Source organism: Pseudoalteromonas sp. APC 3224, from assembly GCF_030407535.1.
Taxonomy (GTDB): domain Bacteria; phylum Pseudomonadota; class Gammaproteobacteria; order Enterobacterales; family Alteromonadaceae; genus Pseudoalteromonas.
In genome coordinates this window covers 98,490-125,096 of the sequence record NZ_JASDDF010000002.1, presented here as the reverse complement: position 1 = coordinate 125,096, position 26,607 = coordinate 98,490, and the positions used below count along the sequence as shown (strand labels likewise).

The following is a 26,607-nucleotide window of genomic DNA, read 5'->3' as shown; positions in this document are numbered from 1 at the left end:
ACCTAAATTAAAGTGTGCTTGCTAAGGTGTAAACCTCTAATAAAAAATAATCAGCATAATTGCTAAAAATAGAAGCGCCTAAATCATGCCAAGCACGCCATTAACCTCTCAACATAATTCGGTACAATCTGTGGTCGCCACTAAGTTAGCCCGAGCGATATTTGCAGGCTTTGAGGCTATGTTTGCACAATTTTTAAATATCACCTTAGGGGCACAAAGTCGCTTTGAACAACGCCAGTATCATGAGGTGCAAGCAGCAATGCGAGAGCGCTTACAAGTGTATGAACGCTTAGTAAGGCAAGTAAGTGAAGCCGTTAGAGTGATTGCTTATGATGAATTGAATTGTCCTCAAACATGGCAACGGGCAAAAAATATTTATGGTGAGATGGTAAAAGAGCATGAAAACCAGCCCATTGCGCATACATTTTTTAATTCTACTTTTGGCGCTATTTGGGATGATAAAAAAATTCGCACAGTTCACTTATTTGTATTAAAAGCAAAATACCGAGGGCAGCCGCGTTCTTATGAAGGGCTTGTAAGTCGTATCTCCTTAAAAGAAGGGTTTGATCAGGCAATTAAAGCCTTATTAAATGAGCAAGTGTTTAGAGTCCCCTTTAAAGATCTAAGTAGTGATTTAACTAAGTTACAAGCAACGTTAACGCAAGGTGCTCAGCAGCAATGTCGACAAGTATACGAATTAATAAACTTAAATGATGGTTATATTGAATATGCTAACTCGCATTTTTATCGCAATAAGGCCTGTTATGTCATAGGGCGATGTATTGCCAAAAATGGCGATAACATGCCTTTTGCAATTGCAATTTTAAATACCCCTGACGGGCTTACAATTGATGCTGTAATGATGGGGGCTGATCAACTAAGCTTATTATTTGGCTTCGCACGTACCTATTTTATGGTAGATACCGACCAACCTGCTCGTTATGTTGATTACCTCAGTGTGTTAATGCCTCACAAACAACGGTTTGAATTATTCAATGCGATTGGTTTTATTAAACATGCAAAAACCGAGTTTTATCGTTATAAAGTAGATACGACTAAAAGTAGTCCCGAGGAATACGTGTATCATTTAGCGCCAGGGACTCCAGGTATGGTGATGCTAGTTTTTACCATTGACGGCCTAGATTATGTCTACAAAGTAATAAAAGATAAGTTTAGTGCGCCAAAAACTGCAACAAAACAACAAGTAAAAGATAAATATAACTTTGTAAAACAAGCCGACAGAGTAGGGCGCTTAGTTGATACTCATGAATTTAGATACCTTGCATTTGACTTAAGCCGTTTTAGTGATGAACTGCTAATACAAATGAAAAAACACATTGGCGATAGCTTAGTCATTTCCGGCAAAGCATTAATACTAAAACATGTTTACGTTGAGCGAAAAATGACACCGCTTAATTTGTATATTAATCAGTGTAATAGTAAATCACTGCAGCAGGTGATGCTTGATTATGGTAAAGCGATTAAAGAGCTTGCCAGTGCTAATATCTTTGCTGGTGACATGCTGATGAAAAACTTTGGCGTAACGCGTTGGGGGCGAGTAGTATTTTATGATTATGATGAAATTTGCCCTCTTACCGATTGCAATTTTAGAGACGTGCCAAATACGCACAACGCAATAGAAGAATTAAGCTCACACAGCTATTTTGATATTGATCAAAATGATATATTTCCCAGTCAATTTAAAGTGTTTTTTAGTGCCAGTAGCAGCGCGTTTAACCACTTTAATCAATACCATAGTGACTTATTTACAGCAAAATACTGGCAATTGACCCAGCAAGGAATTGAGCAAGGCCAGCTTCCGGATGTATATCCTTATAAACAAAGCTGGCGTTTTAACACTATGTCAGTAAATTAACGCTGAGTTGGTTTCTTCAGGCACAGTTAACACGATAAGGATTATGATGAAATTTACTATATTCGTTTGCTTAGTTTTATTGCCATGCTCTGTATTTGCCAATCCCCTATTAGGTACGTGGGAGTTTGTTCAAGGAAAATACGCGGTAGAAGATGGGTTTGTCAGCGCTAAAGCCCCAGAGATAACTTCAATCAAATTAGTAACAGCAACACACTTTAGCTATATCACAGAAAAAAATGGCCAATTTAGTTATGCTGGTGGTGGCCAGTACCAATTAATCGATGGGCAATTTATTGAAACCTTTGAGTATGGCAATGTTGCATCATTGATGGGTAAAACTATGGCTTTTGATTATAAAGTTGAAGGTAATTTGTGGCATCATTCTCTTACAGAAAATGGGCAGCTAGTTGAAGCCGAAGTGTGGCGAAAAATCAAATAAACCCAATACAAGGAGACTTATGCAGTATATTTCACATCATGAGCAGCAGTTAGCGTTTTCGAAAGCCGATAAACCGAAGGTTAATAATAATGAAGTGCTGGTAAAAGTGGCTGCGATTGGGGTTAACCGCGCTGATTGTATGCAGCGTCAAGGTAAGTATCCTGCTCCTGAAGGGGATAGCCCTATTTTAGGACTTGAGTGTGCAGGCACCGTGTGTGAGCTTGGCAGTGAGGTAGACCCTAAATGGCTCGGTAAGCGTATTTTTACTTTATGTGCTGGTGGCGCTTACAGTGAATACGTCGCAGTAGATGCGCAGCAGTTAATGATATTGCCTGATCATATCTCTATGGCGCAAGGTGCTGCTATAAGCGAAGTGTATTTAACAGCCTTTGGTGCGCTATTTGAATTAGGCAAGTTACAATCAGGGCAAACGGCGCTTATTCATGCCGGTGCCAGTGGTGTTGGTGGTGCGGCTATTCAGATGGCAAAAAGTGCTGGTGCACAAGTAGTGATTACCGCGGGTTCGGATGAAAAGTGTGAACATGCTAAAAGGTTGGGTGCTGACCACGTAATAAATTATAAAACCACTGATTTTGTTGAGTATATGAAATCACATAAGCTCACTGCAAACGCAATTGTTGACCCTGTTTCTGGTAGCTATTTAAATAAAAATGCCATAGTGGCCGCAATGGATTGTCAGATTATTATGCTGGCATTTTTAGACGGTCGCTTTGCAGAAGTAGACTTTGCACGTTTATTACAAAAGCGGATTTCGTTTCATGCATCAACACTACGTAATCGCAGTATTGAGTTTAAACGCGCTCTGAGAGATGCCTTTGTCGCGCGTTTTTATGATGATATTGCCAATCAGAACTATGACTTTAATATTTATAAAACCATTTCATGGCAGCAAGCCAGTGAGGCTCATGATATTTTAGAGCGCAACGAGAATTCCGGTAAAGTTGTGCTACTGGTTGAATGATATAAGCAAGCACAGCGGGATTAATATTGTTAATTAGGCTGTGCGCCCATATAATTTAGTGAACACTATAAAATATTAAGGCAAATAATGAATCCAATTATTGCAATATTAAAAGAGCACAACGTTAGTGATGAAAAAGTAGCTGCGTTGTTTGAAGCATTTACCCAAAACCCAATGATGGCCATGGCATTAGTGCAAGAGCTGGGTATACCACCTGAAAAGCTACAGCAACTAATGGCTGTGGTGATGACTCAACCGCATTTGATTAAAGAAGCCACTGATGAATTAGGCCTTGATTTTGCAAAAGTACAAGAAGCGAAAGACAAGTTAAATCAGCAGTAAACCACCTTTAGAGACATGTTTTATACATGTCTCTATCATTAAACATGTTTTGTTACACACTCCTTTGAACGGCTCTGCGTTTATACAGTCAAATAAATACTTAACCCATAGCAGAGACAAAACATGAAGCGACTTTATAAATTTTGGAAAAATAATCGTTCTTTAATTGTATTCATTATTTTAATGAGTGTGTTTAGAAGTGCCGTCGCCGATTGGTATGAAGTACCAACAGGTTCAATGAAACCGACTATTGAAGAAGGCGATCGAATCCTTACCGATAAAATGGCGTATGATTTACGTATACCATTTACGCATGTATCCCTGTTGAGAATGGCGGACCCACAAACTGGCGATATTATTGTATTTGACTCGAAAGTAGCGGATAACCGGTTGATCAAGCGCGTAATAGGTGTACCTGGAGATACTATTGTACTTAAAAATAATCAACTCATAATCAATGGTAAAAAGCTTAATTACACAAATTTGCAAAGTAATACGACTTCTTCAGATAAAATAGAAAACTTAAATGGTTATAAGCATTCAATCCGCGTTAGTAATACACGATCACGTTTATCGAGCTTTGATGAAATAACAATTCCTGAACATTACTATTTAGCTATGGGTGATAACCGCGATAATAGTGCCGATTCTAGAGTGATAGGGCTCATCCCACGTGATGAACTACTAGGTAAAGCCGAGCGTGTGATTGTATCGCTTGATTACGATAACTATTACTTACCTAGGACAGAGCGGTTCTTAAAACCTTTAGAGTAATAAAACAGTGGGTATGAAGGCTAACCAAGCATATGTTAGCCTTAATTCGTTTGTGGTTTTTCTAATCTATATCAATTGAATACGCTTCGAGTAGCTCATTTAGCTTCGTTTGCTCTGATGCATCAAACTCGATACCAACACTTAGGCGATTACCCTTCATTTGATTATTTCTGATATAGGACGTGACTATGACAGACTTATTGTCTATTGGTGACAAAATATGCACAAATACTTGGCGTTTTTTTAGCGCAACAAATCCAGAGCTCACATGTATCGCAAAGCGGCAGCCACTGGGTGAAATATCAATGATTAACCCATGCAATAAGCTCTTACTATCGGCGTCTACATCACCTTTGTGTAAACTTATTTTAGCTGGGATATGAGTTGGTAGCCTGCTTGTTTCTCGCAGCTGACGGCTTTCAATTTTTTTAGGGTAAGCTAAATAAATTAATCGTTCTGGGCGAAATGAAATTGCTAATATGCTGGTTGAAAAAGCCACACATTCACCGCGTTCATCTTCAATGATATAACGGACAATAGCGCCATTGCCTTCAACTAAAATATCGCTGTAATCGTTCTTACCTGCTTGAGCAGGGTATTTTAATATTAAATATTTACCGGTGTCATAGCCAATTAAAGTAAGCTTAAAGCGAACTTGAATAGGGTTGTTAAATTGTATATCGATCATCTTTCCAGGAAGTAAATCGAGGAAAAACTTCTTTTGGTCTTCGGTTGGATTATCTTCAACAGTGGTGTTATTGTTATTCGTTTCCACAAACTCTTTCTCAATATTAACAGACACTTAATTATCTTTTAATATAGTGTAAAAATCACTAGAATTAAAGGGGGGATTTAGGAGAGGTAATTAATACTTTATGCTTGTTATAGTGAGTTTTTTCAGTTATAAGCTCCGGTTTATCTATAAAGCTGTTGCTATTTTGGCAACATTAAAGTAAAGAGCATACCTATAACACTTCAAGCGCTTTGCTATTGAAGCCATACCTATATAAACTTTATCACGTTAAGTATTATGGTTTTTGAGCTTATGTAGAATACTAGTGCTTGCAAAGCGATTGAGCAAAGGGTGATGGTACCACCTATCTACAATACTACTTAATTATTATATTGTGACATACCTAGGTCCTTGCAAATTTAACCTCAAAAGGTCAACTGGCCTTAAACACCATCTAAACGTTTAAATCAAAGTAGCACAAAGGATGATGATGATCGTTAACATACTTGATAAATTAATATTTGCTTGTGCTTTTATTATTTCATTGCAACTACCGCAGTTGAGTGATCATTACCAACAACATTTAGCGGGCTTGTATCATGCGACAAAGTGGCAAGTTGATGGCTATGCAAACACAGCAAAGCAATATAAATTTTCTAGTACACAAGCAATGATAAACCGTCATTTAGCAAATACTGAACCGAGTGTTAGAGCAGATGCAGAACAAAAACAGCAAACCTTGATGCTATTTGCTGACTTAAATCAAGGTATGAAGCTATTCGAGCAAGGTAATTTAGTGCAAAAATTGCTGTATATATTCTCCCCTGAGCGTTTCGACAGATTACAAAATACACTTGATAACTTTAAGTTAGGTATTCCTTTAACCACCAGTGCGTTATTGTTTGCGCTAATATCAGCTATCATATTAAATCAGCTCGTAATGTTGCCGTATACTTTATATGTTGCCCACAAAAAACGAAACACAGCGAGTGCTTAATGACGTAATTACTGTTGGTGCTTTTTAATCGGCTTTTTAACGATAAAGGCGCCACGAATGTCACCCAGTTTAAAATCAGTTGCCTGATCATTAGGGTATAAAGTCGCTATTTTTTTAGAAACTGCGGGGGCAATGTGACTGCCATGACATGCCAAACACGCTTTTTGAGTAGGGATCGCTTTTACAAAATACCAGCCATCCGGTCTTTGCTCTTGATATTCTATGCTTGCTATAGGCTCGCCATTGAGCTTACGTTGTTCAAAGTTTAATAAAACATTTTTGAGCCATGCATCGGGTTGATTATCTGAGTTACGAGTTTTTAACGCACTGCGGCTAACTTGCCACTTACTATTGCTGTGTTGTGAAGCAATAGCGGGTGCTGCTATATTGCATACACTTATTGCCGCTAGTGGGCCGCTTTGCTTCATAGTACTAACCAGTACCTGTTTTAAATCAGTTGAAAATGCCTTGATGGTTTGTCGTGCCTCGTCGGTATTGTTAGCAAAAGCAGCGGATGAAATAAATAAACTGGAAAAAAGTAAAATAATGCGCATAATACACCCCTCAATATTAGTAACTACTAATATATAGAGTGTCAGGTATTTTTCAACTAAATCGTACAGTGTTTCAGCACTTTTTTATTCGATGTACCGTGGCTAAAATCGATAAACGGTCCCAAGTGAGAATAATATGTATACTAAACAAGATGATAATAAAGTAATAAATCAACAAAACACCTATGATGCTGGTGGACTTAGTGCTGATGACCCCTTGGCGGCAATTAAGGCTATTCGACTTGAGCAGTTGGCACAATGTCGGCTAAAAACACAAAAAGAAGTGCAAGCTGATCTTAAAAAAATAAACCCTAAGCGATAATAATTTGCTAAATTAAATTTATGAATATTAAACTTCGGATAGTGCAATCAATTCCTTATCTATAAAACACCCTCATCAGGTTATTTCCTTTATTGCTTGGTTATGCGCCTTAGTTGTGCTGTTGATAGGGCTAATATCACCTAACAATAAAGAAATTTTATTGCTATTAACAGTGAGCTCGCTGTGTTTGCTGATGTTTAATAGTGTGGCAATTACGAGCTGGGTATTTCACCAGTTTAAAGATAAGCAGTTACGCTTTATAGCGCTTCTATGTAGCGTAGCTTTAATGCTGTGCATAGTAGGGGATGTAATTAACTTTAACTTATCCCAGCACTATCATCGCTATGCAACGTTAATAAAGCATGACTATTTAATTGATTCAATTTTATTGTTTGCACCTGGCTATAGCATTTTATTTTTAGCCTGTATGTTGGCCTATAAAAGGCAGCAAGCTATATCGCGACTAAAAAGCACCTGTTTCATAGTTGCGGTACTGGTTGTAAGTGCTACGTCACTCGCCTCTATGTATCTTGATGGAGCTGGTATACCAATTTTAGCTATGACAGGTTTTTATAGTGTTGTGGTAACCGCAGTGGGGCTTATGAGTCTGATGTTGGTTGTTGGTTATGGTGGGTTTTATGCACCTAAACCAATAATGTGGGTGAGCTTAGGGCTTTTCTTAGCGGCACTGGCTGATGCCATTATTGGTGCTTTTTGGATTTATGGTAACCAAGGGCAAGGCTTTTATCCTCAAGTGCGCTATATAAATTGGTTTATCTATATTAGCTCCCAATGCTTAGTGATCCATTTAGCAAAAGTAGTCGCTTTAGCTAAATAACGTCAACAATAAAAAAACCGCTAAATATTTAGCGGCTTTTTTTAACAAGCACAGTGCTTACATTACTCGCATACCAGGCTCTGAACCATCGTCTGGGTTAAGAATGTATATTTCTTTACCGCCTGGGCCTGCAGCAAGTACCATGCCTTCAGACATTCCAAAGCGCATTTTACGTGGTTTAAGGTTAGCAACCATCACAGTTAGCTTTCCTTCGATGTCTTCTGGTGCGTAAGCTGATTTAATGCCTGCAAACACTTGGCGTGTTTCGCCGCCTAAATCAAGAGTTAACTTAAGCAGTTTGTCTGCGCCTTCTACGTGCTCTGCTTTAGCAATTTTAGCAACGCGTAAATCTACTTTTGCAAAGTCATCAAATTCAATCTCAGCTGCGATAGGCTCTTTTGCCAGTGGGCTATTAGGATCGATTTTGTCTTTTTCAGCGATTAAGCTCTCTTTTGATTCTTCAACCATTTTATTCACTTTGTCCATTTCAACACGTTGCATTAACGGCTTAAACTTATTGATAGGGTGGCTTATTAGTGCAGTTTGCACACCTTGCCATGTAAGCTCATCATTTAAGAAGGCTTCAACATTTGTTGCCATACCAGGTAGTACAGGCTTTAAGTAAGTGATCAGTACGCGAAATAAGTTAAGTCCTAACGAACATACCTGATGCGCTTCTTCTTGCTTAGACTCGTCTTTAATAAGCACCCAAGGCGCGGCATTATCAATAAATTGATTTGCTTTATCAGCAAGCGCCATAATTTCACGGATTGCGCGACTGTATTCACGATTTTCGTAATGTTCAGTGATAGTGGCTGAGGCGTTTTGGAATTCCGCAAGTAGCTGTGGTTCCATAATCGTATCGCTTAGCTTACCGTCAAACTTTTTAGTAATAAAGCCAGCACAACGGCTCGCAATATTAACTACTTTACCCACTAAGTCTGAATTTACACGCTGTGCAAAATCTTCAAGGTTTAAGTCTAAATCGGTGATGCCACTGTTTAGTTTAGCTGCGTAGTAATAACGTAAAAATTCAGGATCAAGGTTATCTAAATAAGTACGCGCTTTAATAAACGTGCCTTTTGATTTAGACATTTTTGCGCCATTAACCGTAACAAATCCATGGGCAAATACGTTAGTAGGCTTTCTAAATTGAGCGCCTTCTAACATTGCAGGCCAAAACAGGCTGTGGAAATAGATGATGTCTTTACCAATGAAATGATAAAGCTCAGCGTCAGACCCTTCTTGCCAAAAAGCATCAAAGTCGATGCCTTGTTTGTCACATAAGTTCTTAAAGCTCGCCATATAACCAATAGGCGCATCTAGCCACACGTAAAAATATTTACCTGGTGCGTTTGGGATTTCAAAACCAAAATAAGGTGCATCACGGCTAATATCCCATTGCTGAAGACCATCGGCAAACCACTCATCTAGCTTATTCGCCATTTCTTGCTGGATTGTGCCTGAGTGAAGCCATTCTTTAAGCATGCCTTCAAAGGCGGGTAAGTCAAAAAAGTAATGCTCAGAATCTTTTAAAATAGGCTCAGCACCCGACATGACAGAGCGTGGGTTGATTAGCTCTGTTGGGCTATAAGTTGCGCCACAGGCATCACAGCTATCACCGTTTTGATCTTCTGATTTACAGGTAGGGCAGGTGCCAGTAACAAAGCGGTCTGGCAGAAAAATACCTTTTTCTGGATCGAATAACTGAGAAATAGTGTGCTTTTTAATATGACCGGCATCGTTAAGGCGGTTATAAATAAGCTCACTAAATTCTTTATTTTCTTGGCTGTGAGTGCTGTGGTAGTTATCAAATTTGATATTGAAATCAGCAAAATCGCGTTGGCGCTCTATGCTAACGTTTTTAACCATTTCCTCAGGCGTGATCCCTTGCTTTTGCGCATTAAGCATAATAGGTGTGCCATGAGCGTCATCGGCGCACACATAGTATGCTTCGTGGCCTTGTAGTTTTTGAAAACGCGACCAAATATCAGTTTGAATATACTCTAATAAATGCCCTAAATGGGTAGGGCCATTGGCATAAGGTAATGCGCTAGTAATCAGGATCTTTCGCTGTGCCATAATCATTCCGAATTAAGCGTTCCTAGTCAGGAACAGATGAAAATTATTACATTATCGATAAGCGGGGTGCTAACAGAGTACACTGCTTATGGATATTTACTAATTGACTGGTGTTAATGCCCTGAATGTTACATAATTCCGTGGCACTTTTCATCAAAGAAACGCTATTTTATTGCTATGTTTGGACTGTCGAAACTATTCTCTGCTAAATCGGTGCAAAAACAACCGATTATTTCTGCTCTAGCGGCCTATCGCAGCGCCGCTTTTGCTGTGGGTATTGAGCAAGATTTTATTGCTGATATTACTCAAAACACCGATAAATCAATTACTGTTAAACTCATTCTTCCTTTTGCCGCGCAATCTGAAATGCCGCATGTTGCTAATTTTTTAGCTGAGCGACTTAAAATCGAGGTAAATGTAAGTGCGGTTGTGGCACTTAAAGAGCCTGCAAAATTTAAAGCCATAAAGCACATTATTTTAGTGGCCTCAGGCAAAGGTGGGGTAGGCAAATCTACTACGGCTGTAAATCTTGCCGGTTCGCTTAAAAACGAGGGCGCTAAAGTAGGCATTTTAGATGCCGACATTTATGGACCGTCTATTCCTATGTTGTTCGGTTTGATAGGCAGTGAGCCTGTTACTAAAGACAACAAACAATTACAACCATTTGATGCCAGCGGTATTAAAGCGCAATCTATTGGCTTTTTAGTGCCTAGCGACGATGCAACTGTATGGCGCGGTCCTATGGCCTCAGGCGCGCTTAGTCAGCTATTAAATGAAACCGATTGGGGTGAGCTTGATTACTTAATCGTCGATATGCCCCCAGGCACTGGCGATATTCAACTAACCATGAGCCAAAAAGTACCTGCCAGTGGCACTGTAATTGTTACTACGCCACAAGACTTGGCGTTGGCAGATGCGCAAAAAGGCATCGCTATGTTTAATAAAGTAAACGTGCCAGTGCTTGGTTTAATTGAAAATATGAGCCATTACATTTGCGGCCATTGCGGCGAGGCTAATCATGTATTCGGTAAAGATGGCGCACAAAAATTAGCCATGAAGCATGGTGTTCCTGTGCTTTCGCACATTCCGCTTGCGATTAATATCAGAGAATCCTCTGAACAAGGTAAATTGATTGCCAATGATGCAAGTGCCGCTATAAGTGAAACCTACAGTGCAGCCGCACGGCTCATTGCCAGCACGCTTTACTATCAACAACATCACAACGCGATTGAAGTTGTGATTACGGAAGATTAAAAATGAGACTTTCAGATACACATATAAAAGAATTTTTAAACGATGGGCGGATTGTTATTGAGCCAGCGCCAACCAGTGAAATGATTTCAGGGGTGACTGCGGATCTTCGTTTGGGTAATAAGTTTAGAACTTTTCATGCCCATAATGCTGCTTACGTTGACTTAAGTGGACCAAAAGATCAGCTCAATAAAGCGTTAGAATCAATAATGAGCGACGAAATTGTATTAGATGAAGGTGAAGCATTCTTTTTACACCCTGGTGAGCTTGCATTAGCAATAACCTATGAAAAAGTAACGTTACCTGCTGATATTGTTGGCTGGTTAGATGGACGTTCGTCACTGGCACGTTTAGGTTTAATGGTGCATGTCACCGCACACAGAATCGACCCTGGTTGGAGTGGTAATATTGTCTTAGAGTTTTACAACTCGGGTAAACTGCCGCTTGCGCTCAGACCTATGATGAAGATTGGTGCAATGAGTTTTGAAACGCTCACCGGCCCATGTGAAAACCCGTATAACACCCGTGTTGATGCAAAATATAAAGATCAAAATAGCGCGGTGGCAAGTCGTATCAGTGATGATAAATAGTAATTCTGATTTTTAGAAACGATTACTATGTTTGTTGATGAAGCGCGTAACCTAATAATTGAAAATATTGGTTAAGTGCTTCATTGGCTTGTAGCGTTTGGCTAAGCTCAGGGTAAATTAAATTATTACTGCTTAATCCACTGACCAAAAAGCTATTTTTTATTGTTTGGTGCTGATTTATACAGGCTTCAAAACACCGAGCTGCAAGCTCCTCTGGCATACTCATGTATTGCTGCTTGTGTGCCTTATCAAACGCGATACAGCGTTGTACAAATTCATTCGCATCTTCCCCGTTTCGCGCTAAAAATACCTGCTTATAAAATTGATTAAGTGCATCATTAAGTGGATGGCTCAAATCAGGAGAGTTTGATAGCCATAACTTAGAGGCGAAACCAAAGCGGGTTTTTGATTTAAACAAATGCTCACTAATATGATGGTCGAATGCATGAAACCACTCATGGGCTAAAGCACCGCCGCCTGCGTTTTTTGCCAGTGCGAGAGTTTGGTCATAAGCATTATAGTGTGCTTGCACACCTTTTTGTCCGCCATGGCCAAAGGCAAAATTAAGTTTACCGCGAAGGCCAATTGCTGTTGGTGGTAAATGTAAAATTTGCGCTAAATCAGCCAGTGCATCATAAATTAAATTGGCACTAATAAAGCGCTCTTCTTTAGTCACCCACTTACCAACCACCATCGAACGAAAGCCAAAAGTCGTTCTAATATCGCTAAAATCAACTTGGTCGTCAAAACGATAGTCAGGGCCTTGGCGTGAGAATCCGCGCTTTAATCGAGAAGGGGTATTACGCATTAGTTATTTCATTTTTAATTACAGGTAACGTGCTTTTACGTGAGCGGGCATATGTTGGGTTTGTTTGGTAATTAATTCATCTAATAAATCATACAACGGCGCCGGATTGAGTGCTTCAATAAGCGATAAACTATGCGCTACTGCCTCTAGCGTTGACAAGCTATCTGCTCTTGGGGCTTTACGAATAGCATAGCGGTTAGTAGGAATATGGCGAAAGCTTACTGTTTTAAACTGTTTTAATAGCGGAGTTAATTGCAAAATTTTAAAAGCTTTATTCCATGTTCCATCGATCACTATTAAATGCGTAATCGGTTGTACGTTTTCATTGTTATTGGCTAAATCTAACTCAATTGCGCCCTCGTTTGGGTAGAGTAACACCGTTGAGCTGAGCGGCAGCTTTTGCAAGCAAGCAAAGTCTTGATTATTTTCGCCTTTAATTATTTTGCATCGCATTAAACTTAATGCCAATAACTGTGCCGTATTTTTGCTCACTTTTGCTTCGCTGGGGTGCTGTAAAACAATAACCTGAGTTTGGTTATCAACACAGGTGATTGCATTGCAAATACAGGTGCTTAGCGAAAAATTACAGCGTTCACAAAGTGCACGTGCCATAAGCTAACCATTCGATTAATACATTTAACCTAATTATACATTTTTGCATTAATAAAGTTGGTTTTTTTTGTGCTTAGATATAGAGTAAGAGATGAAAGAGAAATCGCAGGACCGCATTAAAGGGCATTAATATGACAGAGATCAGTATCGACGAATCCGCTTTAGAAAGTATGGAATCGCTATTAGGTGAACAATTTCCAGATACGTTGGAGTTTTGTTGTGCGGAATTTGAGCGCTTAGGAAGCGAAACTATTGCAGCGCTTGGGCAAGATAAAGAGGCTGCTATTCGCCATTCTCATAGCCTTAAATCAAATGCGGCTCAGTTTGGAGCGGCAAGTTTAGCCGAAGTGGCACGTTTAATTGAATATAATTTAAATAATGATAACGAGGAACAGGCTGTTGATGCAGCAAATAATTTAATGGCGCAAGTTATTGGCTCACAAGCAAAATTAAATGAGTGGCAAGCTCAGAGGTAAGCTCGTTTAAAAAGAACAGAATAGAATGTTAACGTGAATTTTTTTCAGTTTTAAGCGCTTAATTTCCCTAGTAATTCAAGGCTTTACTGAGTTAGTCTTAAGACTAACTTGCTCTTTAGAGGTAACAATGTCAGAAATAAAAAAGAGTCATAAATTAGACGGCGTCTGTTATGACATCCGTGGTCCCGTTTTAGTGCAAGCTAAAAAAATGGAAGACGAGGGCCAAAAAGTACTTAAGCTTAATATTGGTAACCCCGCGGCGTTTGGTTTTGATATGCCAGAAGATATGCACCGCGACATTATTCGTAATTTATATTCTGCTCAAGGCTATTGTGATTCTAAAGGGCTTTACTCTGCGCGTGTTGCTATTTATCAGCATTACCAACAGCGAGGTTTACACAACTTAGACGTTGATAATATTTACATTGGCAACGGTGTGAGTGAACTTATTCAAATGGTTACTCAAGCGTTGTTAAATAATGACGATGAAGTATTAATTCCTGCACCCGATTATCCGCTTTGGACTGCGTCGGTAAAGCTAGCAGGCGGTAACCCTGTTCACTATTTATGTGATGAAGAGCAAGATTGGTTTCCTGATATTGATGATATTAAAAGCAAAATCACCTCGAAAACTAAAGCATTGGTGTTAATAAACCCTAATAATCCAACAGGGGCAGTGTACAGTGATACCTTGCTTGAAGAGTTGATAAGTATTGCCCGAGAGCACAAGCTTTTACTGTTAAGTGACGAAATATACGAGAAAATTCTGTACGACGGCGTTACCCATACTTCTATTGGTGCATTGTGCGACGATATTCCCATTATTACGTTTAACGGTTTAGCTAAGACATATCGCGCCGCTGGTCTTAGAATGGGTTGGATGGTGCTAAGCGGGCGCACTGCCTTAATGACAGATTTAATTAAAGGCCTCGATATTCTTGCCTCAATGCGTTTATGCGCAAACGTCCCTGCTCAATATGCCATTCAGCAAGCATTGGGTGGGGTACAATCCATTGACAGTTTAATTGACCCCGGAGGTCGCTTATACGAGCAACGAGATATTGCTTGGCGTGGATTAAATGCAATTGAGGGGATAAGCTGTAAAAAGCCAAAAGGGGCGCTGTATGCATTTCCCAAAGTTGATACAAAATTGTTTAATATTAAAAATGATGAACAAATGATGTTTGACTTGTTAAAGGCAGAAAAAATATTATTAGTACATGGGCGCGCTTTTAACTGGCCAGATCCCGATCATTTTAGATTGGTGTTTTTACCTAATAAAGATGATCTAAGCAGTGCAATGATGAAAATGCAGCGGTTCTTCAAAGATTACCGACAAGAATAAAGTAAAAAACGAGCCAAATGGCTCGTTTTTTGGTTAATGCACTAAAGTAAATGGCCGTGTTTCAAAGCATGTAATAGGGCATTCCATTCGCTGTCTTGGAATGCCAGCTTCCATAAAAACGTGCCCTTGCACAGTAAAGCCGTTATTTTTGAATCGTTCTACTTCATTTAAAATACAGTTAATACTGACAGCCTCAATACCTTGCTCTTCGGCAAGCTTTACAATGAAATTAAGTAGAGATTTATAAACGTTGCGATTGCGGTGCTGGGGTAGTACGGCAATTCTACCTATTAAACCATCATTACATAATCGACCTGTGGCAACAGGTGAGTGCATATTATCGGTAACCAGAATATGTTGAGCGAACGCATCTAAGCTATCAAATTCAATATTCTTTGGAATATGTAATTCGTAAACAAAAACACGCTCTCTTATTTGTTGAAGTTGATCTTTTTCACTTTGCCAATCAACTTTGTCAACAGTATAAACCATAGCCTCCTCCTAGCTAAACCAGATCCCCTCATTTACCAGTGTAGTAAAGGTTTCGATAAAATCTAGGCTAGGTGTGGTTGAATTCAGCAAGCTGCTATCAAATTCAATAAAATCAGTTAGCTGTTTTACAGCCTCTAAATCAGATAGCGGTAAAGGGTAGTTTTCGCCATTAACACTTAAAAGCAGCTCATCACCTATGCATTGGTAAATTGCACGCGTGCCACCAAGACGCTCAAATGTCACATCATTTTCAAGTTGTTGCATAATTTCAGCTGTACTAAACGGGTTTTCTTCAGGCGCTAAATCCATATCATGCTTAGGTTGACTTAATGTGTTTCCTAACCAGTTTTTAAATAAGTTGTCGTTTTCTATTAAAGCCTGCATTAACGTTTTTACTTTATCAACTTCGCTTTGTGTAAGCTCACCTTTTGAATCACGTAGCGCGAGGGTATGGTCCGTGTAACGCTTTTGGCCGCTTTCTGTGTCAATAATATGATCTGCAAAACTAGACAGTAAATCTTGTTGATTAGGCGCTCTAAATCCGACCGAGTAGTTTAAAGCATTTTCAATGGCATAGCCTTCATGCGGACAACCTGGTGGTATGTACAAAATGTCACCAGGCTCTAAAACACAATCAATTACTGCGGTGAAAGCTTCAACTTGTAGCAAGCTTTTATTTTGAGCAAATTGCTTTAATGAGGCGTCAGGTAAGCCTACACGCCAATGGCGTTTGCCTTCACCTTGTATAATAAATACATCATATTGATCTAAGTGTGGTCCAACACCACCGCCAGGGGTTGAGTAGCTGATCATTAAATCATCTATGCGCCAGTTAGGAATAAAACGAAATGGTTCAAGCAATTGTGCGGCTTCTGGGTGCCAATGATCGACTGCTTGCACTAATAAAGTAGCGTGCTCGTCGGTGAGTATTTCAAAATCTTCAAACGGCCCTTGATGGGACTGCCATTGCTGGTTATGGTTGGTTATAATACGCGACTCTATGCTGTCTTCCATGGCAAGGCCTGCCAGTTCATTGGCATCAAGAGGGTCTTTAAAGTCACTAAAACCTCTTTTGATTAACAGTGGCTTTTTTTGCCAATATTGATTTAAAAACGCTTGCTCAGATAATTCATTTATTTTTAATTGATACATAGAATGCCTATAACGTTAAGACCTAAATGAAAAAAGCGAAAGGCAGGTACCTTTCGCTTTTTATTAGTAGATTTGAGTAATTAAACTAAATCATCAATAAACTCAACAGCGCGACCAATGTAGTTGGCTGGGGTTAGCTTTTTCATTTCTGCTTTTGCAGCGTCTGGTAAATCTAAACCATCAATGAAATCAGCCATAATTTCTTGATTTACACGTTTACCACGCGTTAAATCTTTTAGCTTTTCATATGGCTTTTCAATGCCGTATTTACGCATTACTGTTTGGATTGGCTCTGCTAGTAGCTCCCAGTTTTGGTCAAGCTCGTCGGCTAAACGTTGTTCGTTAACTTCTAGCTTGCTTACACCTTTAAGTGTAGATTGGTATGCAATAACAGCATAACCCATACCTACACCTAAATTACGTAATACGGTTGAGTCAGTTAAATCACGTTGCCAACGAGAAACAGGCAGCTTTTGCGCTAAGTGACCTAATATGGCATTAGCTAAACCTAAGTTACCTTCTGAGTTTTCAAAATCAATAGGGTTTACTTTATGTGGCATAGTTGATGAGCCAATTTCACCAGCAATGGTTTTTTGCTTGAAGTGATTAAGCGCAATGTATCCCCACATATCGCGGTCAAAATCGAGCAATATAGTATTAAAACGCGCAATAGCATCAAATAGTTCTGCAATGTAGTCATGCGGTTCAATTTGTGTGGTAAACGGGTTAAGTGTTAAACCTAGGCTAGCTACAAATTTATCTGCGTGTGTATGCCAGTCGTAATCAGGGTAAGCACTTAAATGAGCATTGTAGTTACCTACAGCACCATTTACTTTGCCTAGCATTTCTACGTGGGCAATTTGATCACGTTGACGCTTTAAACGCATGTATACGTTTGCAAACTCTTTACCCATAGTTGATGGGGTTGCAGGTTGCCCGTGCGTACGAGTCATCATTGGAATGGCTTTGTATTCAACAGCTTTTTCTTTAATTGCGCTTAATAGCTCATCGCAATAAGGTAAAATAACATTGTTACGTGCTTCACTTAACATTAAACCGTGAGATAGATTATTAATATCTTCAGATGTACATGCAAAGTGAATAAATTCATTAATGGCATGTAATTCAGCGTTATCAGCTACTTTTTCTTTTAGTAGGTACTCTACGGCTTTTACATCATGGTTAGTGGTGCGTTCAATGTCTTTAACACGCTGCGCATCGGCTTCACAGAAGTTATCGACGATAGCATTTAATAGTCCGTTTGCTTGCTCGCTTAAAGCTGGGACTTCTTTTATATCGCTTGCTGCAGCTAACGCTTGCAACCAACGCACTTCAACGGTTACGCGGTATTTGATTAATCCAAATTCGCTAAAAATACTTCGTAGTTCAGTGGTTTTGCTGCCGTAGCGACCATCAACCGGAGAGATAGCCGTTAACGCTGAAAGCTCCATAATAACTCCTAAATTTTAGTTTGAACGATAATTAAATTTTTGTTTTAGCAATGGCGAGAATTTTTCTTTTTGCAAAAAAGAAATGACGACGTTTGCCGCCCATTTGACGCCATAATACAGCACTACGAATACCGGCTAAAAGTAACGCACGGATTTTGTTTTGAGTGAGCTGCTGTTTTAATAACTCGGGTTTACCATAAACCTGGATTCGGTGCCCAAGGGGGCTTAGCACCGACGAGTATATATCTGCTAAACCGGCAACAACACTGTCATCGGTAATAGCAAAATGATCTAAACGTCGATGAATATCATCAATACGTTTACCTAATTCATTGAGGCTCTTACTATTGGCACTAAGGGCTCGCTCTAACTGCATTAAGCCACCTACGTACTTGACTATTTCAACATCTTTTTGAGCACCGGCACTCAGTTGTGCCATTAATGTTTTATAGCCATCACGCAAATTTTGTGTGCCTTGGTATACATCCTCAGGAGAGGCGGGTGAGGTTTGCACAATACTTGATAACAACGTTGATAAGTCATGTTCATCACAACGACCGTATTGAGCAACCTTTTGTACTTGTTTTGCTACTTGGCACATGGCAGCAAGTGCCATGACTTGATGTTGATTCATTACTTAATCACCGAATCAATAATACCACCGCCTAAACAGACTTCATCGGCGTAAAATACGGCGGATTGTCCTGGGGTAACGGCTTTTTGCGGCTCATCAAACAACACGCGTGCCATACCATCTTCTCCAACGAGTAATGTACAGCTTAAGTCTTCTTGACGGTAACGAGTTTTAACGGTGCAGCGAGTTGTACCTTGCGGGCCAACACGATCTACCCAGTGTAATTGGTTTGCATTAAGGCCGTTACTGTACAACCGAGAGTGATCTTTACCTTGACCAACAACAAGAACATTTCGTTCTATATCTTTATCTACCACGTACCATGGTTCGCCCGAGCCTTCTTTCATGCCACCAATTAGTAAACCTTTACGCTGGCCAAGGGTGTGATACATCAAGCCTTCATGCTCACCTACATTGTTACCATCGGTGTCTTCAATTACTCCAGGTTGTGCAGGCAAAAACTTTTGCAGAAAATCTTTGAATTTACGCTCGCCAATAAAACAAATGCCGGTGCTGTCTTTTTTATCATGGGTAATTAAATCTTGTTCTTCAGCAATGCGGCGTACTTCTGGTTTTGCAATATCTCCTACAGGAAATAGTGTTTGCGCAATATGCTCATGACTTAGTGTATACAAAAAGTAGCTTTGATCTTTGTTATCGTCTAGGCCTCGGCACATTACGTATTTGTCATCGCGAAGCTCCCGGCGCACATAATGCCCAGTTGCAATAAAATCAGCACCAAGTGCTTGCGCAGCAAATTCTAAAAACGCTTTAAATTTTATTTCTTTGTTACACATTATATCTGGGTTGGGTGTACGACCCGCTTTGTATTCTGCTAAAAAGTATTCAAATACATTATCCCAGTATTCAGCAGCAAAATTAACGGTATGAAGTTCAATGCCTAACTTGTCACATACAGCTTGTGCATCTTTTAAATCTTCAGCAGCAGCGCAATATTCATCATTGTCATCTTCTTCCCAGTTCTTCATAAACAAGCCTTCTACTTGGTAGCCTTGCTGTTTTAATAAATATGCAGATACAGAAGAATCAACACCGCCGGACATACCAACGATGACTTTAATGTGACTATTTTCGCTCATGAATAATTTCGCTTATACAGATTACTGTTAACTTGGAAAGGCCGCGATTATAGCATGTATTTTGTTGGTGCTTAAAGAGAGGATGGGGGATTGAATAGATTTTGTTGTAACTTTTTCCATCCAATGGTTAGTAAGGCGAAGTTTTGTGTGTAATTTACTCATTTTTAGGCTAATGAAAAGGAATGAATTATATTGATGGCTTCATACTTTGTAAGTTGCTTTTGTCGTATTTAATTACGTAGCGCTATTCTTCATTAACAAAACTTTACATTTGAGATTACCTACCATATCTTAATTAGTATCTAAACACGTAAATACTTAAATAACCTAAAATATAATCAATGGAATGAATATATGAATTACGCCTCGCAATCACATTTGGTTAAGTCGTTTGTGCTGGATACGTCCGAAAAAACGGTGTCAAATCTTACTTTTGAAGACGATTATTCACTACAGCAATTCAAAGAATCAGCTTATAAGTTATTCTATGACATTATAACTGTGCCAGCTCCCTATCTTTATCAAGAGCCTAATCCGATTGTTGAGCTGTTTAGGCTTATAGAATCCTCTCTAGGCTCTTTAAAATCATCACAAAAGGCAATTTTAAGCCAGTTAGAGAAATGGTGGGTAGAGTGGCATTTTGTCGCTTCAATGAATGTATCGCTTGAACGTGAAAACAAAGAACAAGACTATAATGTTATAAGCACTACCCAACACCCTATGCGCAAGCATGAGCTGAGTCATTATGCGCGGTTATTCACGATTCTACCCTTACCGGTATGTGATGTTTGTATGGTAACTGGTGATATTTTAAAAGTGAACCAACGTTTTATTGATGTATTTGGTTACACGTTACAAGACGTACCTAATCTTAATGTTTGGTGGAAATTAGCCTACCCTGAAAAAGATTACAGAACATTTGCACAAACGTTATGGCAGGAGTCACTTGAGCAAGCCAATCAAAAATAATGATGATATTCCAGCTAATGATTACAGAATTTCTTGTAAAGATGGCAGTGAGATTGTGATGCAAGTTTCTGGTATCAGTGTTGAAGGAGAATTTATTGCTATATTCAACGATGCTACTGAGCGTTTAAAAACTCAAGAAATACTCAGTGATATGGCGTTTTTAGACTCACTCACTAAAATAGCCAACAGGCGGCGCTTTGATGAAAAACTAACGTCTGAATTTAACAAGTTATCGAACGAGCATCGTGAGCTTTCGATGATCATTATTGATATCGATAATTTTAAAAAGTATAACGACCGGTATGGTCATCTCGAAGGAGATAAATGTTTATTTCAAGTTGCGCAAAAATTAGCTGAAACTGTCTGCAGGCCAGAAGATTTTGTTGCGCGATTCGGAGGAGAAGAGTTTGTCGTGCTGTTACCTCAAACAGGTAAGCAAGGGGCATTATTTATTGCCGAACAAATACAAAAATCGATTGAAAAAATGGCCATTCCCCACAAAGACAGCTTTACTGGTATATTGTCTGTCAGTATGGGAATAAACACCATAGAGCATGAACACGATGGCGATCATGCACAATTTTTTAAACAAGCAGATAACGCACTTTATTACGCGAAAAAACAAGGAAGAAATTGTATTGCTTTAGCTACAGATAATTAGATAATTAACGCAACTTGATGGTTAATTATCAATTTCTTTGAATTCTCCGCTATTTATTCCCTCTAGCGTGTATTTACCGATACTGTAGCGAATTAAACGCAAAGTAGGGTGGCCAACATGAGCTGTCATACGTCTAACTTGACGATTTCTGCCTTCGTTAATTGTAATACTTAGCCATGATGTAGGTATTGATTTACGCTCTCGCACAGGAGGAGTCCTTGGCCAAAGCGCTGGTTCATTCATTAAAGTTACTTCAGCGGGCAAGGTGATGCCATCTTTTAGTTCGACACCTTTATTTAAAGCATCGATAGATGCTTGTGTTGGGATCCCTTCAACCTGAACCCAATAGGTTTTGTTGGTTTTTTTACCAGGCGATGTGAGCGTATTTTGTAACTTGCCGCAGTTTGTTAATAACAACAACCCTTCGCTGTCCCTGTCTAAACGACCTGCTGCGTAAACATCTTTTATAGAAATAAAATTAGCCAATGTTTGCCTATTTTGATCGTCAGTGAACTGGCAAAGAACATCATAAGGTTTATTAAATAAAATGACTTTTTTATCGCTCTGCGCTATTGCCGGCTTTATTGGTCTTTTTACTGTCCTTTTATTGATACCACTTCGAGAGTAAGTACGGCCTGTATTGCGCTTACCCTTTGAGGAGGGCGAATGTTCAGTTTTATGCTTCATTAAATACACCGTGCAGGTTTAGGTAAACCCGCAATTTTAGTTGCTTGTTTGGCTGGCCCTTTAGGAAAAAGCTTGTATAAGTACATGCTGTTCCCTTTATCCTCACCGAGTGCTTTAGCCATGGCTTTGACTAACATTCTAATGGCTGGACTAGTGTTATATTCAAGATAAAACTCTCGCACAAAGTTAACAACTTCCCAATGCTGCTCAGTTAATGTGATGTTTTCTTGCTCTGCAATAACATTGGCTAACTCTTTTGACCAAACAGTATGATCTAGCAAATAACCTTGTTTATCAGTGTCTATTGTTTGATTATTAAATTCCAACATGGTTCACCAAGTAATTGATTGTTTTGCAGTTAAACTGAGGGTAACGAACTCATCATAGCTAATTGCTTTGTCGTTCATATTTAATGATATATCTCGAGCTTCTGCATCATCTTTTAAAATATAAAGTGAGTCAGCAAATTGTCTATATTGCCCTTTTGCAAAGCAAGCGTCACCCACGAGTAAAACACTGTCTGTGAGCATAATTAGATTGTCTAAGCTGTGGGTACTGTAGTAATTCAGTGGTTTTGAAAAAATATGTAAAGTACTCATAGGGTCACCACATGCTGCTGATTGTGAATTAACTGTTTTTGGGCATTAAAGTTTACTATGTTTGCCTCAATGAGTAGTTCACTTTTACTTAAACCATAATCAATCAGTGACTTTTCACACACATAAATATTTTCAATATCATAGATTTCCAACATTTTAATGTTTTTAAAAAAATCTTTGATACCTAAGGTATTTGGATTTTGGTTTCTTTTCAGCGCTAACACGGCTGGACCACTAAACAACCAGCTAATATTTTGATCTACGGCAGCAAAAATAAGGGTCATATCAAGTGCATCGCGGATATGCATGTCATCAAATGGGCTTGACTGACTAATTACGAGTACATTAATCATTTAAATTGTATCCATTTATCTGCTTCACTGGCCAGCATGGCAAATTCAGCTAAGCCTGCAACAGCAAATGCGCCGGTATTCTTTATATCTAAGCCTCGCTTTTCAGCCGCAGTAACGCATAACATTAGTTTTATATTTTTTTCAGCCAGTTGCTGCCAAAGCGAGGGAGTACTCAACTCATCTGAGGCTAACTCAAAATGAGTTGAAGCATGATAAATACCATCTTGGTATAAAAATAACGCATCAACGCTATGTCCCTGCGCTAGGCAGGCATGAGCAAACTTAACAATACGTTGAGTGGTATCGTGATCTGATGGTGGAGTATGTAAAGAAAGTACAAAGCGTGCCAAAACTATTCCAATAAAAAAGCCCCAATAAAGGGGCTATTTTAACAGAACTATTTAATTAGTCATTATTTGCGCCAAGTAAGGCAAGTAATGAAGTAAATAGGTTATATACGCTAAGGTATAAAGATACAGTTGCACGGATATAATTTGTTTCGCCGCCGTTAATGATTCTGCTCGTATCGAACAAAATTAGGCCAGACATGATTAATACAACTGCTGCGTTTAGAACCATAAACATTAACGAGCTACCTAAGAAAATATTTACAATACTTGCCACGATAACCACGATTAAGCCTACAGTTAAAAAGCCACCCATAAATGAGAAGTCTTTTTTAGTGTTAAGTGCATAAGCAGATAAACCAAAGAAGATTAACGCCGTAGAACCTAGCGCTTGCATAATTAGCATAGGGCCATTAGGTAATTGCGCGTAGTGATTTAGTAGAGGGCCTAAGCCGGCTCCCATTAATCCTGTAAACGCAAACACCCAAAATACACCAGATGCTGTATCTGCTTTTTTATTAACAACAAAAAGTAGACCAAATGAAACTAGTGTGAATACAAGTCCCATAAAGTAAGGTAATTGCAGTGCCATTGAAATACCGGCAGTGACTGCACTAAATGCAAGTGTCATTGCAAGTAAGAAATAAGTGTTTTTAAGCACTTTGTTTGTTTCAATGGTCGACATTACCGGCTTTGCAGTATTGTACGATTGATTAAACGCCATTGTAGAGCTCCTGTAAGTGAAACTAAGTAGTTCCTGTAATTTAACTAAAATTAGATTACCAACTCTTATATGTTTGGGCAAACCTTTGTAGATCAATAGACAACTAAATTTAAATAAAAGTTCATTTGCCGGTTAGGATTTGCTCTCATTGCTTTATGTTTAAACAAATTAGTTGTTTTTTAATCACTTGAACAAAAAAATGAAAAAAAAGCTTCACAAAGCCCAAGGGTTTCCCTATTATTCAGGCCGTGCGGAGAGATGGCAGAGTGGTCGAATGCACCGGTCTTGAAAACCGGCAGGGGTTTATAGCCCCTCTAGGGTTCAAATCCCTATCTCTCCACCATTATATTAAAGCCCGCTTATTAGCGGGCTTTTCTGTGCCTCATATTCGCTATACCTTCTTCAAAACCAAGCATATTCAGTTAGAAAATACGACCATAGTCTCTATTTATAAGCTTTGGCTCTTAGTGCATGCTTAGAAATTAAAGATTTATGTTTTTGTTAAGGATCTTACAATGAAACATCAACTCGCAAAAAGTGTCGCACTTTCATTATTATCTCCCGTTATTATTGGCAGTATGTTGGGGATTTACTACGCATTGACTATGCGTGGTGACGCTGTTTCTATTTTTTTAGGACTATTAATGACCGCTATTGCTAACGCGCACATAGTGGGTTTAACTATGGCCGCGTTTGTAGTGCCGGGTTATTTACTTATGTTTAAGTATTCTAAGGTAAATTATTCTGGAGTATTAACGCTGGGCTTGCTGGGTGGCGCTATTTTTAGTTACCTTTTGAGCGCCACTACAGGCGAGATCTTTTTAATCAATAGTGTGATGTCAGGGTTTGCCGCTGGACTGTTTTTATTCGGCCTGCGTAAATCGGTACAAAGTTAATTGCGGAATATTTAATCAAGTATGTCGTAAAACCATGTAATTTCCTTTTTTTTACCCGCAAAAGGTTTCAATTTTTAGTGACAAAGAGTACCTTTAGCTACTGTATGTTTAATAAGAAGTAGTTTGGTATGCAAAAGCACGATTTTTACCAGTCATTAGTTAAGCAAACTGAATCGCTGATAGGCGGTGAATCAAACATAATTGCCAATATGGCAAATATAAGCGCGCTGTTATTTACCTCTTTAGAAGATGTGAATTGGGCGGGCTTTTATTTTATGGATTCACCATCAGAATTGGTACTTGGTCCATTTCAAGGCAATCCAGCTTGTATTCGTATTCCAGTAGGAAAAGGGGTATGTGGCACTGCTGCGGCGACCGAGCAAACCCAATTAATTTCAGATGTGCATGCTTTTGACGGTCATATAGCCTGTGATGCAGCATCAAATTCTGAGATAGTTGTACCTATCATGAAAAATGGATCTGTATTTGCGGTACTAGACATAGATAGCCCAAGTATTGGCCGATTTGATACTGATGACCAAGCAGGGCTTGAAGCACTTGTAAAATGCTTAGAGGCTAGCCTGTAATGAAAGACTTGCTAAATGTTCAAGACTACCTTTTTGCCGTTCAAGATGTTGGTGATTGGGAAGGGGATGAAGAACATGTAGCGGAAACGCTCAATGATTTGATTCACATGGCATGGGATCGTCTACCTGATGATTTAGACTGTGATTCAATTGATGAAATTATAAATGGTATTTGGGAACATTTACGTGGTGATATGGCTGTGATTGAAGCTGACTTTGAAGAGTTAGTTGATTGGTGTATCCACTATGTTGATTCTGCCCTTGATGAAAAGATGTGATTAAATAGGTTCTAAAATGGAAACCACAAACAAGCTAAAAGATATTAATGAAGTATTGGAGTTCTTATACCAAGAATTTCCACAATGTTTTAAACAAAAAGAGGGCATTCAGCCGCTTAAAGTAGGTATTTTCAAAGATATCGCTGAGCGCATTGAAGGGTCTGAAAAAGTTAGTAAGACACAAGTTCGTCAAGCACTTAGAAAATACACCTCTAACTGGCGCTACCTTGAAGCAGTTACTAAATCTGAATTTAGAATCGATCTTGACGGAAATCAAGGCGAAAAAGTTGAGCAAGAGCATATTGACCACGCACAAAAAGCGTTGGAAGAAAGCCGTGCTAAAATGGCAAAGCGTAAAAAGCAGCAGCGTCCTCGTCAAGATTCAGATGCAAAATCTTTCAAAAAGAAACCAGCTCATGCGGCTAAAAACTCACCGGCTGCAGCAAAACCAGCAAAAGCCGCTGCACCTAAGCGTTCAGGAAAAGTTGAACCTTTACCTGCAGGCGAGGTCAAGGTTAATAATAAGGTTAAGGTTAAACTTGGCCAAGCACTTGTTAATGCAGTAATCACTGAAGTAAACAAAGACGATGTTCACGTTGAATTAGTGACCGGTATGCAAGTTAAAACCAAAGCCGACAGCTTATACATTATTTAAG

At 39.1% G+C, this 26,607-nt stretch carries 34 protein-coding genes and 1 tRNA gene; 19 read left to right on the top strand and 16 right to left on the bottom strand.

Annotated features, from left to right (window positions below; genetic code table 11):
* The first annotated feature begins 85 nt into the window (after positions 1–85).
* The 5 genes from aceK to lepB all read left to right on the top strand — a co-directional run bounded on the left by aceK (position 86) and on the right by lepB (position 4,413).
* Positions 86–1,876 carry a bifunctional isocitrate dehydrogenase kinase/phosphatase gene (aceK, locus tag QL989_RS01585; RefSeq protein ID WP_290167680.1) on the top strand — a complete coding sequence of 597 codons (1,791 nt, stop codon included), beginning with the start codon at positions 86–88 and terminating at the stop codon, positions 1,874–1,876.
* 46 nt (positions 1,877–1,922) lie between these two features.
* Positions 1,923–2,315 (top strand): hypothetical protein, encoded by a 393-nt coding sequence (locus tag QL989_RS01580; protein WP_290167678.1) that lies wholly within the window; start codon positions 1,923–1,925, stop codon positions 2,313–2,315.
* Positions 2,316–2,334: 19 nt separating this feature from the next.
* On the top strand, positions 2,335–3,297 hold the full coding sequence (locus QL989_RS01575; RefSeq protein WP_290167676.1) for a zinc-binding dehydrogenase: 963 nt from the start codon (positions 2,335–2,337) through the stop codon (positions 3,295–3,297).
* Between the two features lie 87 nt (positions 3,298–3,384).
* Positions 3,385–3,639: a DUF2999 family protein gene (locus QL989_RS01570; protein WP_008113615.1), complete on the top strand. Its 255-nt coding sequence runs from the start codon at positions 3,385–3,387 to the stop codon at positions 3,637–3,639.
* 123 nt (positions 3,640–3,762) lie between these two features.
* Positions 3,763–4,413 (top strand): signal peptidase I, encoded by a 651-nt coding sequence (gene lepB / locus QL989_RS01565; RefSeq protein ID WP_290167674.1) that lies wholly within the window; start codon positions 3,763–3,765, stop codon positions 4,411–4,413.
* Positions 4,414–4,474: 61 nt separating this feature from the next.
* On the opposite strand, the gene QL989_RS01560 is transcribed toward lepB, so the two are convergent.
* Positions 4,475–5,215 carry a flagellar brake protein gene (locus QL989_RS01560; protein ID WP_232735506.1) on the bottom strand — a complete coding sequence of 247 codons (741 nt, stop codon included), beginning with the start codon at positions 5,213–5,215 and terminating at the stop codon, positions 4,475–4,477.
* Positions 5,216–5,636: 421 nt separating this feature from the next.
* On the opposite strand from QL989_RS01560, the gene QL989_RS01555 reads away from it, so the two are divergent.
* Positions 5,637–6,143: a DUF2937 family protein gene (locus QL989_RS01555; protein ID WP_290167781.1), complete on the top strand. Its 507-nt coding sequence runs from the start codon at positions 5,637–5,639 to the stop codon at positions 6,141–6,143.
* Positions 6,144–6,151: 8 nt separating this feature from the next.
* On the opposite strand, the gene QL989_RS01550 is transcribed toward QL989_RS01555, so the two are convergent.
* Positions 6,152–6,697: a DUF3365 domain-containing protein gene (locus QL989_RS01550; RefSeq protein ID WP_138606015.1), complete on the bottom strand. Its 546-nt coding sequence runs from the start codon at positions 6,695–6,697 to the stop codon at positions 6,152–6,154.
* A 136-nt stretch (positions 6,698–6,833) separates the two neighbouring features.
* Here QL989_RS01550 and QL989_RS01545 point away from each other — a divergent pair, with 136 nt between their 5' ends.
* Complete coding sequence (locus tag QL989_RS01545) at positions 6,834–7,019, top strand: hypothetical protein (protein WP_290167670.1); 186 nt, start codon at positions 6,834–6,836, stop codon at positions 7,017–7,019.
* A 193-nt stretch (positions 7,020–7,212) separates the two neighbouring features.
* Positions 7,213–7,857, top strand: a complete 645-nt coding sequence (locus tag QL989_RS01540; RefSeq protein WP_290167669.1) for a hypothetical protein — start codon at positions 7,213–7,215, stop codon at positions 7,855–7,857.
* Between the two features lie 57 nt (positions 7,858–7,914).
* On the opposite strand, the gene metG is transcribed toward QL989_RS01540, so the two are convergent.
* Positions 7,915–9,939: a methionine--tRNA ligase gene (gene metG, locus QL989_RS01535; RefSeq protein WP_041708923.1), complete on the bottom strand. Its 2,025-nt coding sequence runs from the start codon at positions 9,937–9,939 to the stop codon at positions 7,915–7,917.
* Between the two features lie 177 nt (positions 9,940–10,116).
* Between metG and apbC the strand changes: the two genes are divergently transcribed.
* A complete protein-coding gene (gene apbC, locus QL989_RS01530) occupies positions 10,117–11,193 on the top strand; it encodes an iron-sulfur cluster carrier protein ApbC (RefSeq protein ID WP_290167665.1) in 1,077 nt (358 codons plus the stop codon).
* 2 nt (positions 11,194–11,195) lie between these two features.
* Positions 11,196–11,780, top strand: a complete 585-nt coding sequence (gene dcd, locus QL989_RS01525) for a dCTP deaminase (protein ID WP_290167662.1) — start codon at positions 11,196–11,198, stop codon at positions 11,778–11,780.
* 25 nt (positions 11,781–11,805) lie between these two features.
* Here dcd and QL989_RS01520 read toward each other — a convergent pair whose 3' ends face one another.
* Together QL989_RS01520 and QL989_RS01515 are read right to left on the bottom strand one after the other, a co-directional pair.
* Entirely contained in the window at positions 11,806–12,588 is a 783-nt protein-coding gene (locus QL989_RS01520) for a CLCA_X family protein (RefSeq protein ID WP_138606024.1), read from the bottom strand.
* An 18-nt stretch (positions 12,589–12,606) separates the two neighbouring features.
* A complete protein-coding gene (locus tag QL989_RS01515) occupies positions 12,607–13,200 on the bottom strand; it encodes a tRNA-uridine aminocarboxypropyltransferase (RefSeq protein ID WP_290167658.1) in 594 nt (197 codons plus the stop codon).
* A 131-nt stretch (positions 13,201–13,331) separates the two neighbouring features.
* On the opposite strand from QL989_RS01515, the gene QL989_RS01510 reads away from it, so the two are divergent.
* Together QL989_RS01510 and QL989_RS01505 are read left to right on the top strand one after the other, a co-directional pair.
* Positions 13,332–13,676, top strand: coding sequence for an Hpt domain-containing protein (locus QL989_RS01510; protein ID WP_138606028.1), 345 nt, complete (start codon positions 13,332–13,334; stop codon positions 13,674–13,676).
* A gap of 127 nt (positions 13,677–13,803) precedes the next feature.
* On the top strand, positions 13,804–15,021 hold the full coding sequence (locus QL989_RS01505; protein WP_290167656.1) for a pyridoxal phosphate-dependent aminotransferase: 1,218 nt from the start codon (positions 13,804–13,806) through the stop codon (positions 15,019–15,021).
* Between the two features lie 33 nt (positions 15,022–15,054).
* On the opposite strand, the gene QL989_RS01500 is transcribed toward QL989_RS01505, so the two are convergent.
* From QL989_RS01500 to mnmA, 5 genes are all read right to left on the bottom strand, one after another.
* On the bottom strand, positions 15,055–15,513 hold the full coding sequence (locus QL989_RS01500; RefSeq protein WP_138606032.1) for a GNAT family N-acetyltransferase: 459 nt from the start codon (positions 15,511–15,513) through the stop codon (positions 15,055–15,057).
* A gap of 9 nt (positions 15,514–15,522) precedes the next feature.
* Positions 15,523–16,665 carry a cupin domain-containing protein gene (locus tag QL989_RS01495; RefSeq protein WP_290167652.1) on the bottom strand — a complete coding sequence of 381 codons (1,143 nt, stop codon included), beginning with the start codon at positions 16,663–16,665 and terminating at the stop codon, positions 15,523–15,525.
* A gap of 80 nt (positions 16,666–16,745) precedes the next feature.
* Entirely contained in the window at positions 16,746–18,116 is a 1,371-nt protein-coding gene (gene purB, locus QL989_RS01490) for an adenylosuccinate lyase (protein WP_290167650.1), read from the bottom strand.
* Between the two features lie 31 nt (positions 18,117–18,147).
* Complete coding sequence (hflD, locus tag QL989_RS01485; RefSeq protein ID WP_055012553.1) at positions 18,148–18,750, bottom strand: high frequency lysogenization protein HflD; 603 nt, start codon at positions 18,748–18,750, stop codon at positions 18,148–18,150.
* Positions 18,750–19,850 (bottom strand): tRNA 2-thiouridine(34) synthase MnmA, encoded by a 1,101-nt coding sequence (gene mnmA, locus QL989_RS01480; protein ID WP_290167647.1) that lies wholly within the window; start codon positions 19,848–19,850, stop codon positions 18,750–18,752. Before mnmA ends, hflD begins: the two co-directional genes overlap by 1 nt.
* Before the next feature lie 354 nt (positions 19,851–20,204).
* On the opposite strand from mnmA, the gene QL989_RS01475 reads away from it, so the two are divergent.
* Positions 20,205–20,819 (top strand): PAS domain-containing protein, encoded by a 615-nt coding sequence (locus tag QL989_RS01475; RefSeq protein WP_256729704.1) that lies wholly within the window; start codon positions 20,205–20,207, stop codon positions 20,817–20,819.
* A complete protein-coding gene (locus QL989_RS01470; RefSeq protein ID WP_256729703.1) occupies positions 20,797–21,480 on the top strand; it encodes a GGDEF domain-containing protein in 684 nt (227 codons plus the stop codon). The genes QL989_RS01475 and QL989_RS01470 overlap by 23 nt, the downstream gene beginning before the upstream one ends.
* A gap of 21 nt (positions 21,481–21,501) precedes the next feature.
* Here QL989_RS01470 and QL989_RS01465 read toward each other — a convergent pair whose 3' ends face one another.
* Genes QL989_RS01465 through QL989_RS01440 form a run of 6 tightly spaced genes read right to left on the bottom strand, consistent with a single transcriptional unit; the run spans position 21,502 to position 24,190 of the window.
* Positions 21,502–22,167 carry a pseudouridine synthase gene (locus QL989_RS01465; RefSeq protein WP_178956148.1) on the bottom strand — a complete coding sequence of 222 codons (666 nt, stop codon included), beginning with the start codon at positions 22,165–22,167 and terminating at the stop codon, positions 21,502–21,504.
* Positions 22,167–22,496: a TusE/DsrC/DsvC family sulfur relay protein gene (locus QL989_RS01460; RefSeq protein ID WP_010390172.1), complete on the bottom strand. Its 330-nt coding sequence runs from the start codon at positions 22,494–22,496 to the stop codon at positions 22,167–22,169. Before QL989_RS01460 ends, QL989_RS01465 begins: the two co-directional genes overlap by 1 nt.
* Positions 22,497–22,499: 3 nt before the next feature.
* A complete protein-coding gene (locus QL989_RS01455; protein ID WP_010390171.1) occupies positions 22,500–22,766 on the bottom strand; it encodes a DsrH/TusB family sulfur metabolism protein in 267 nt (88 codons plus the stop codon).
* Complete coding sequence (tusC, locus tag QL989_RS01450) at positions 22,763–23,119, bottom strand: sulfurtransferase complex subunit TusC (protein ID WP_290167640.1); 357 nt, start codon at positions 23,117–23,119, stop codon at positions 22,763–22,765. The genes QL989_RS01455 and tusC overlap by 4 nt, the downstream gene beginning before the upstream one ends.
* A complete protein-coding gene (gene tusD / locus QL989_RS01445; RefSeq protein WP_178956146.1) occupies positions 23,116–23,469 on the bottom strand; it encodes a sulfurtransferase complex subunit TusD in 354 nt (117 codons plus the stop codon). Before tusD ends, tusC begins: the two co-directional genes overlap by 4 nt.
* Positions 23,470–23,524: 55 nt before the next feature.
* Positions 23,525–24,190, bottom strand: a complete 666-nt coding sequence (locus QL989_RS01440; protein ID WP_008112034.1) for a Bax inhibitor-1/YccA family protein — start codon at positions 24,188–24,190, stop codon at positions 23,525–23,527.
* 252 nt (positions 24,191–24,442) lie between these two features.
* On the opposite strand from QL989_RS01440, the gene QL989_RS01435 reads away from it, so the two are divergent.
* The 5 genes from QL989_RS01435 to proQ all read left to right on the top strand — a co-directional run bounded on the left by QL989_RS01435 (position 24,443) and on the right by proQ (position 26,606).
* Positions 24,443–24,533: transfer RNA gene (locus QL989_RS01435), tRNA-Ser, on the top strand.
* A gap of 172 nt (positions 24,534–24,705) precedes the next feature.
* Positions 24,706–25,086, top strand: a complete 381-nt coding sequence (locus tag QL989_RS01430) for a hypothetical protein (RefSeq protein ID WP_008112036.1) — start codon at positions 24,706–24,708, stop codon at positions 25,084–25,086.
* A 128-nt stretch (positions 25,087–25,214) separates the two neighbouring features.
* A complete protein-coding gene (locus QL989_RS01425) occupies positions 25,215–25,673 on the top strand; it encodes a GAF domain-containing protein (protein ID WP_054201014.1) in 459 nt (152 codons plus the stop codon).
* Complete coding sequence (locus QL989_RS01420; RefSeq protein ID WP_138606053.1) at positions 25,673–25,951, top strand: hypothetical protein; 279 nt, start codon at positions 25,673–25,675, stop codon at positions 25,949–25,951. The genes QL989_RS01425 and QL989_RS01420 overlap by 1 nt, the downstream gene beginning before the upstream one ends.
* 16 nt (positions 25,952–25,967) lie before the next feature.
* The gene (proQ, locus tag QL989_RS01415) at positions 25,968–26,606 is read left to right on the top strand and encodes an RNA chaperone ProQ (RefSeq protein WP_198523240.1); all 639 of its coding nucleotides are present in this window, start codon (positions 25,968–25,970) and stop codon (positions 26,604–26,606) included.
* The last annotated feature ends 1 nt before the right edge of the window (position 26,607 follow it).

What these genes read in the sequence shown, in the direction of transcription:
- aceK (WP_290167680.1), top strand. Translation starts at nt 86, where the DNA reads ATGCCAAGCACGCCATTAACCTCTCAACATAATTCGGTACAATCTGTG.
- QL989_RS01580 (WP_290167678.1), top strand. Translation starts at nt 1,923, where the DNA reads ATGAAATTTACTATATTCGTTTGCTTAGTTTTATTGCCATGCTCTGTA.
- QL989_RS01575 (WP_290167676.1), top strand. Translation starts at nt 2,335, where the DNA reads ATGCAGTATATTTCACATCATGAGCAGCAGTTAGCGTTTTCGAAAGCC.
- QL989_RS01570 (WP_008113615.1), top strand. Translation starts at nt 3,385, where the DNA reads ATGAATCCAATTATTGCAATATTAAAAGAGCACAACGTTAGTGATGAA.
- lepB (WP_290167674.1), top strand. Translation starts at nt 3,763, where the DNA reads ATGAAGCGACTTTATAAATTTTGGAAAAATAATCGTTCTTTAATTGTA.
- QL989_RS01555 (WP_290167781.1), top strand. Translation starts at nt 5,637, where the DNA reads ATGATCGTTAACATACTTGATAAATTAATATTTGCTTGTGCTTTTATT.
- QL989_RS01550 (WP_138606015.1), bottom strand. Translation starts at nt 6,697, where the DNA reads ATGCGCATTATTTTACTTTTTTCCAGTTTATTTATTTCATCCGCTGCT.
- QL989_RS01545 (WP_290167670.1), top strand. Translation starts at nt 6,834, where the DNA reads ATGTATACTAAACAAGATGATAATAAAGTAATAAATCAACAAAACACC.
- QL989_RS01540 (WP_290167669.1), top strand. Translation starts at nt 7,213, where the DNA reads ATGTTTAATAGTGTGGCAATTACGAGCTGGGTATTTCACCAGTTTAAA.
- metG (WP_041708923.1), bottom strand. Translation starts at nt 9,939, where the DNA reads ATGGCACAGCGAAAGATCCTGATTACTAGCGCATTACCTTATGCCAAT.
- apbC (WP_290167665.1), top strand. Translation starts at nt 10,117, where the DNA reads ATGTTTGGACTGTCGAAACTATTCTCTGCTAAATCGGTGCAAAAACAA.
- dcd (WP_290167662.1), top strand. Translation starts at nt 11,196, where the DNA reads ATGAGACTTTCAGATACACATATAAAAGAATTTTTAAACGATGGGCGG.
- QL989_RS01520 (WP_138606024.1), bottom strand. Translation starts at nt 12,588, where the DNA reads ATGCGTAATACCCCTTCTCGATTAAAGCGCGGATTCTCACGCCAAGGC.
- QL989_RS01515 (WP_290167658.1), bottom strand. Translation starts at nt 13,200, where the DNA reads ATGGCACGTGCACTTTGTGAACGCTGTAATTTTTCGCTAAGCACCTGT.
- QL989_RS01510 (WP_138606028.1), top strand. Translation starts at nt 13,332, where the DNA reads ATGACAGAGATCAGTATCGACGAATCCGCTTTAGAAAGTATGGAATCG.
- QL989_RS01505 (WP_290167656.1), top strand. Translation starts at nt 13,804, where the DNA reads ATGTCAGAAATAAAAAAGAGTCATAAATTAGACGGCGTCTGTTATGAC.
- QL989_RS01500 (WP_138606032.1), bottom strand. Translation starts at nt 15,513, where the DNA reads ATGGTTTATACTGTTGACAAAGTTGATTGGCAAAGTGAAAAAGATCAA.
- QL989_RS01495 (WP_290167652.1), bottom strand. Translation starts at nt 16,665, where the DNA reads ATGTATCAATTAAAAATAAATGAATTATCTGAGCAAGCGTTTTTAAAT.
- purB (WP_290167650.1), bottom strand. Translation starts at nt 18,116, where the DNA reads ATGGAGCTTTCAGCGTTAACGGCTATCTCTCCGGTTGATGGTCGCTAC.
- hflD (WP_055012553.1), bottom strand. Translation starts at nt 18,750, where the DNA reads ATGAATCAACATCAAGTCATGGCACTTGCTGCCATGTGCCAAGTAGCA.
- mnmA (WP_290167647.1), bottom strand. Translation starts at nt 19,850, where the DNA reads ATGAGCGAAAATAGTCACATTAAAGTCATCGTTGGTATGTCCGGCGGT.
- QL989_RS01475 (WP_256729704.1), top strand. Translation starts at nt 20,205, where the DNA reads ATGAATTACGCCTCGCAATCACATTTGGTTAAGTCGTTTGTGCTGGAT.
- QL989_RS01465 (WP_178956148.1), bottom strand. Translation starts at nt 22,167, where the DNA reads ATGAAGCATAAAACTGAACATTCGCCCTCCTCAAAGGGTAAGCGCAAT.
- QL989_RS01460 (WP_010390172.1), bottom strand. Translation starts at nt 22,496, where the DNA reads ATGTTGGAATTTAATAATCAAACAATAGACACTGATAAACAAGGTTAT.
- QL989_RS01455 (WP_010390171.1), bottom strand. Translation starts at nt 22,766, where the DNA reads ATGAGTACTTTACATATTTTTTCAAAACCACTGAATTACTACAGTACC.
- tusC (WP_290167640.1), bottom strand. Translation starts at nt 23,119, where the DNA reads ATGATTAATGTACTCGTAATTAGTCAGTCAAGCCCATTTGATGACATG.
- QL989_RS01440 (WP_008112034.1), bottom strand. Translation starts at nt 24,190, where the DNA reads ATGGCGTTTAATCAATCGTACAATACTGCAAAGCCGGTAATGTCGACC.
- QL989_RS01430 (WP_008112036.1), top strand. Translation starts at nt 24,706, where the DNA reads ATGAAACATCAACTCGCAAAAAGTGTCGCACTTTCATTATTATCTCCC.
- QL989_RS01425 (WP_054201014.1), top strand. Translation starts at nt 25,215, where the DNA reads ATGCAAAAGCACGATTTTTACCAGTCATTAGTTAAGCAAACTGAATCG.
- QL989_RS01420 (WP_138606053.1), top strand. Translation starts at nt 25,673, where the DNA reads ATGAAAGACTTGCTAAATGTTCAAGACTACCTTTTTGCCGTTCAAGAT.
- proQ (WP_198523240.1), top strand. Translation starts at nt 25,968, where the DNA reads ATGGAAACCACAAACAAGCTAAAAGATATTAATGAAGTATTGGAGTTC.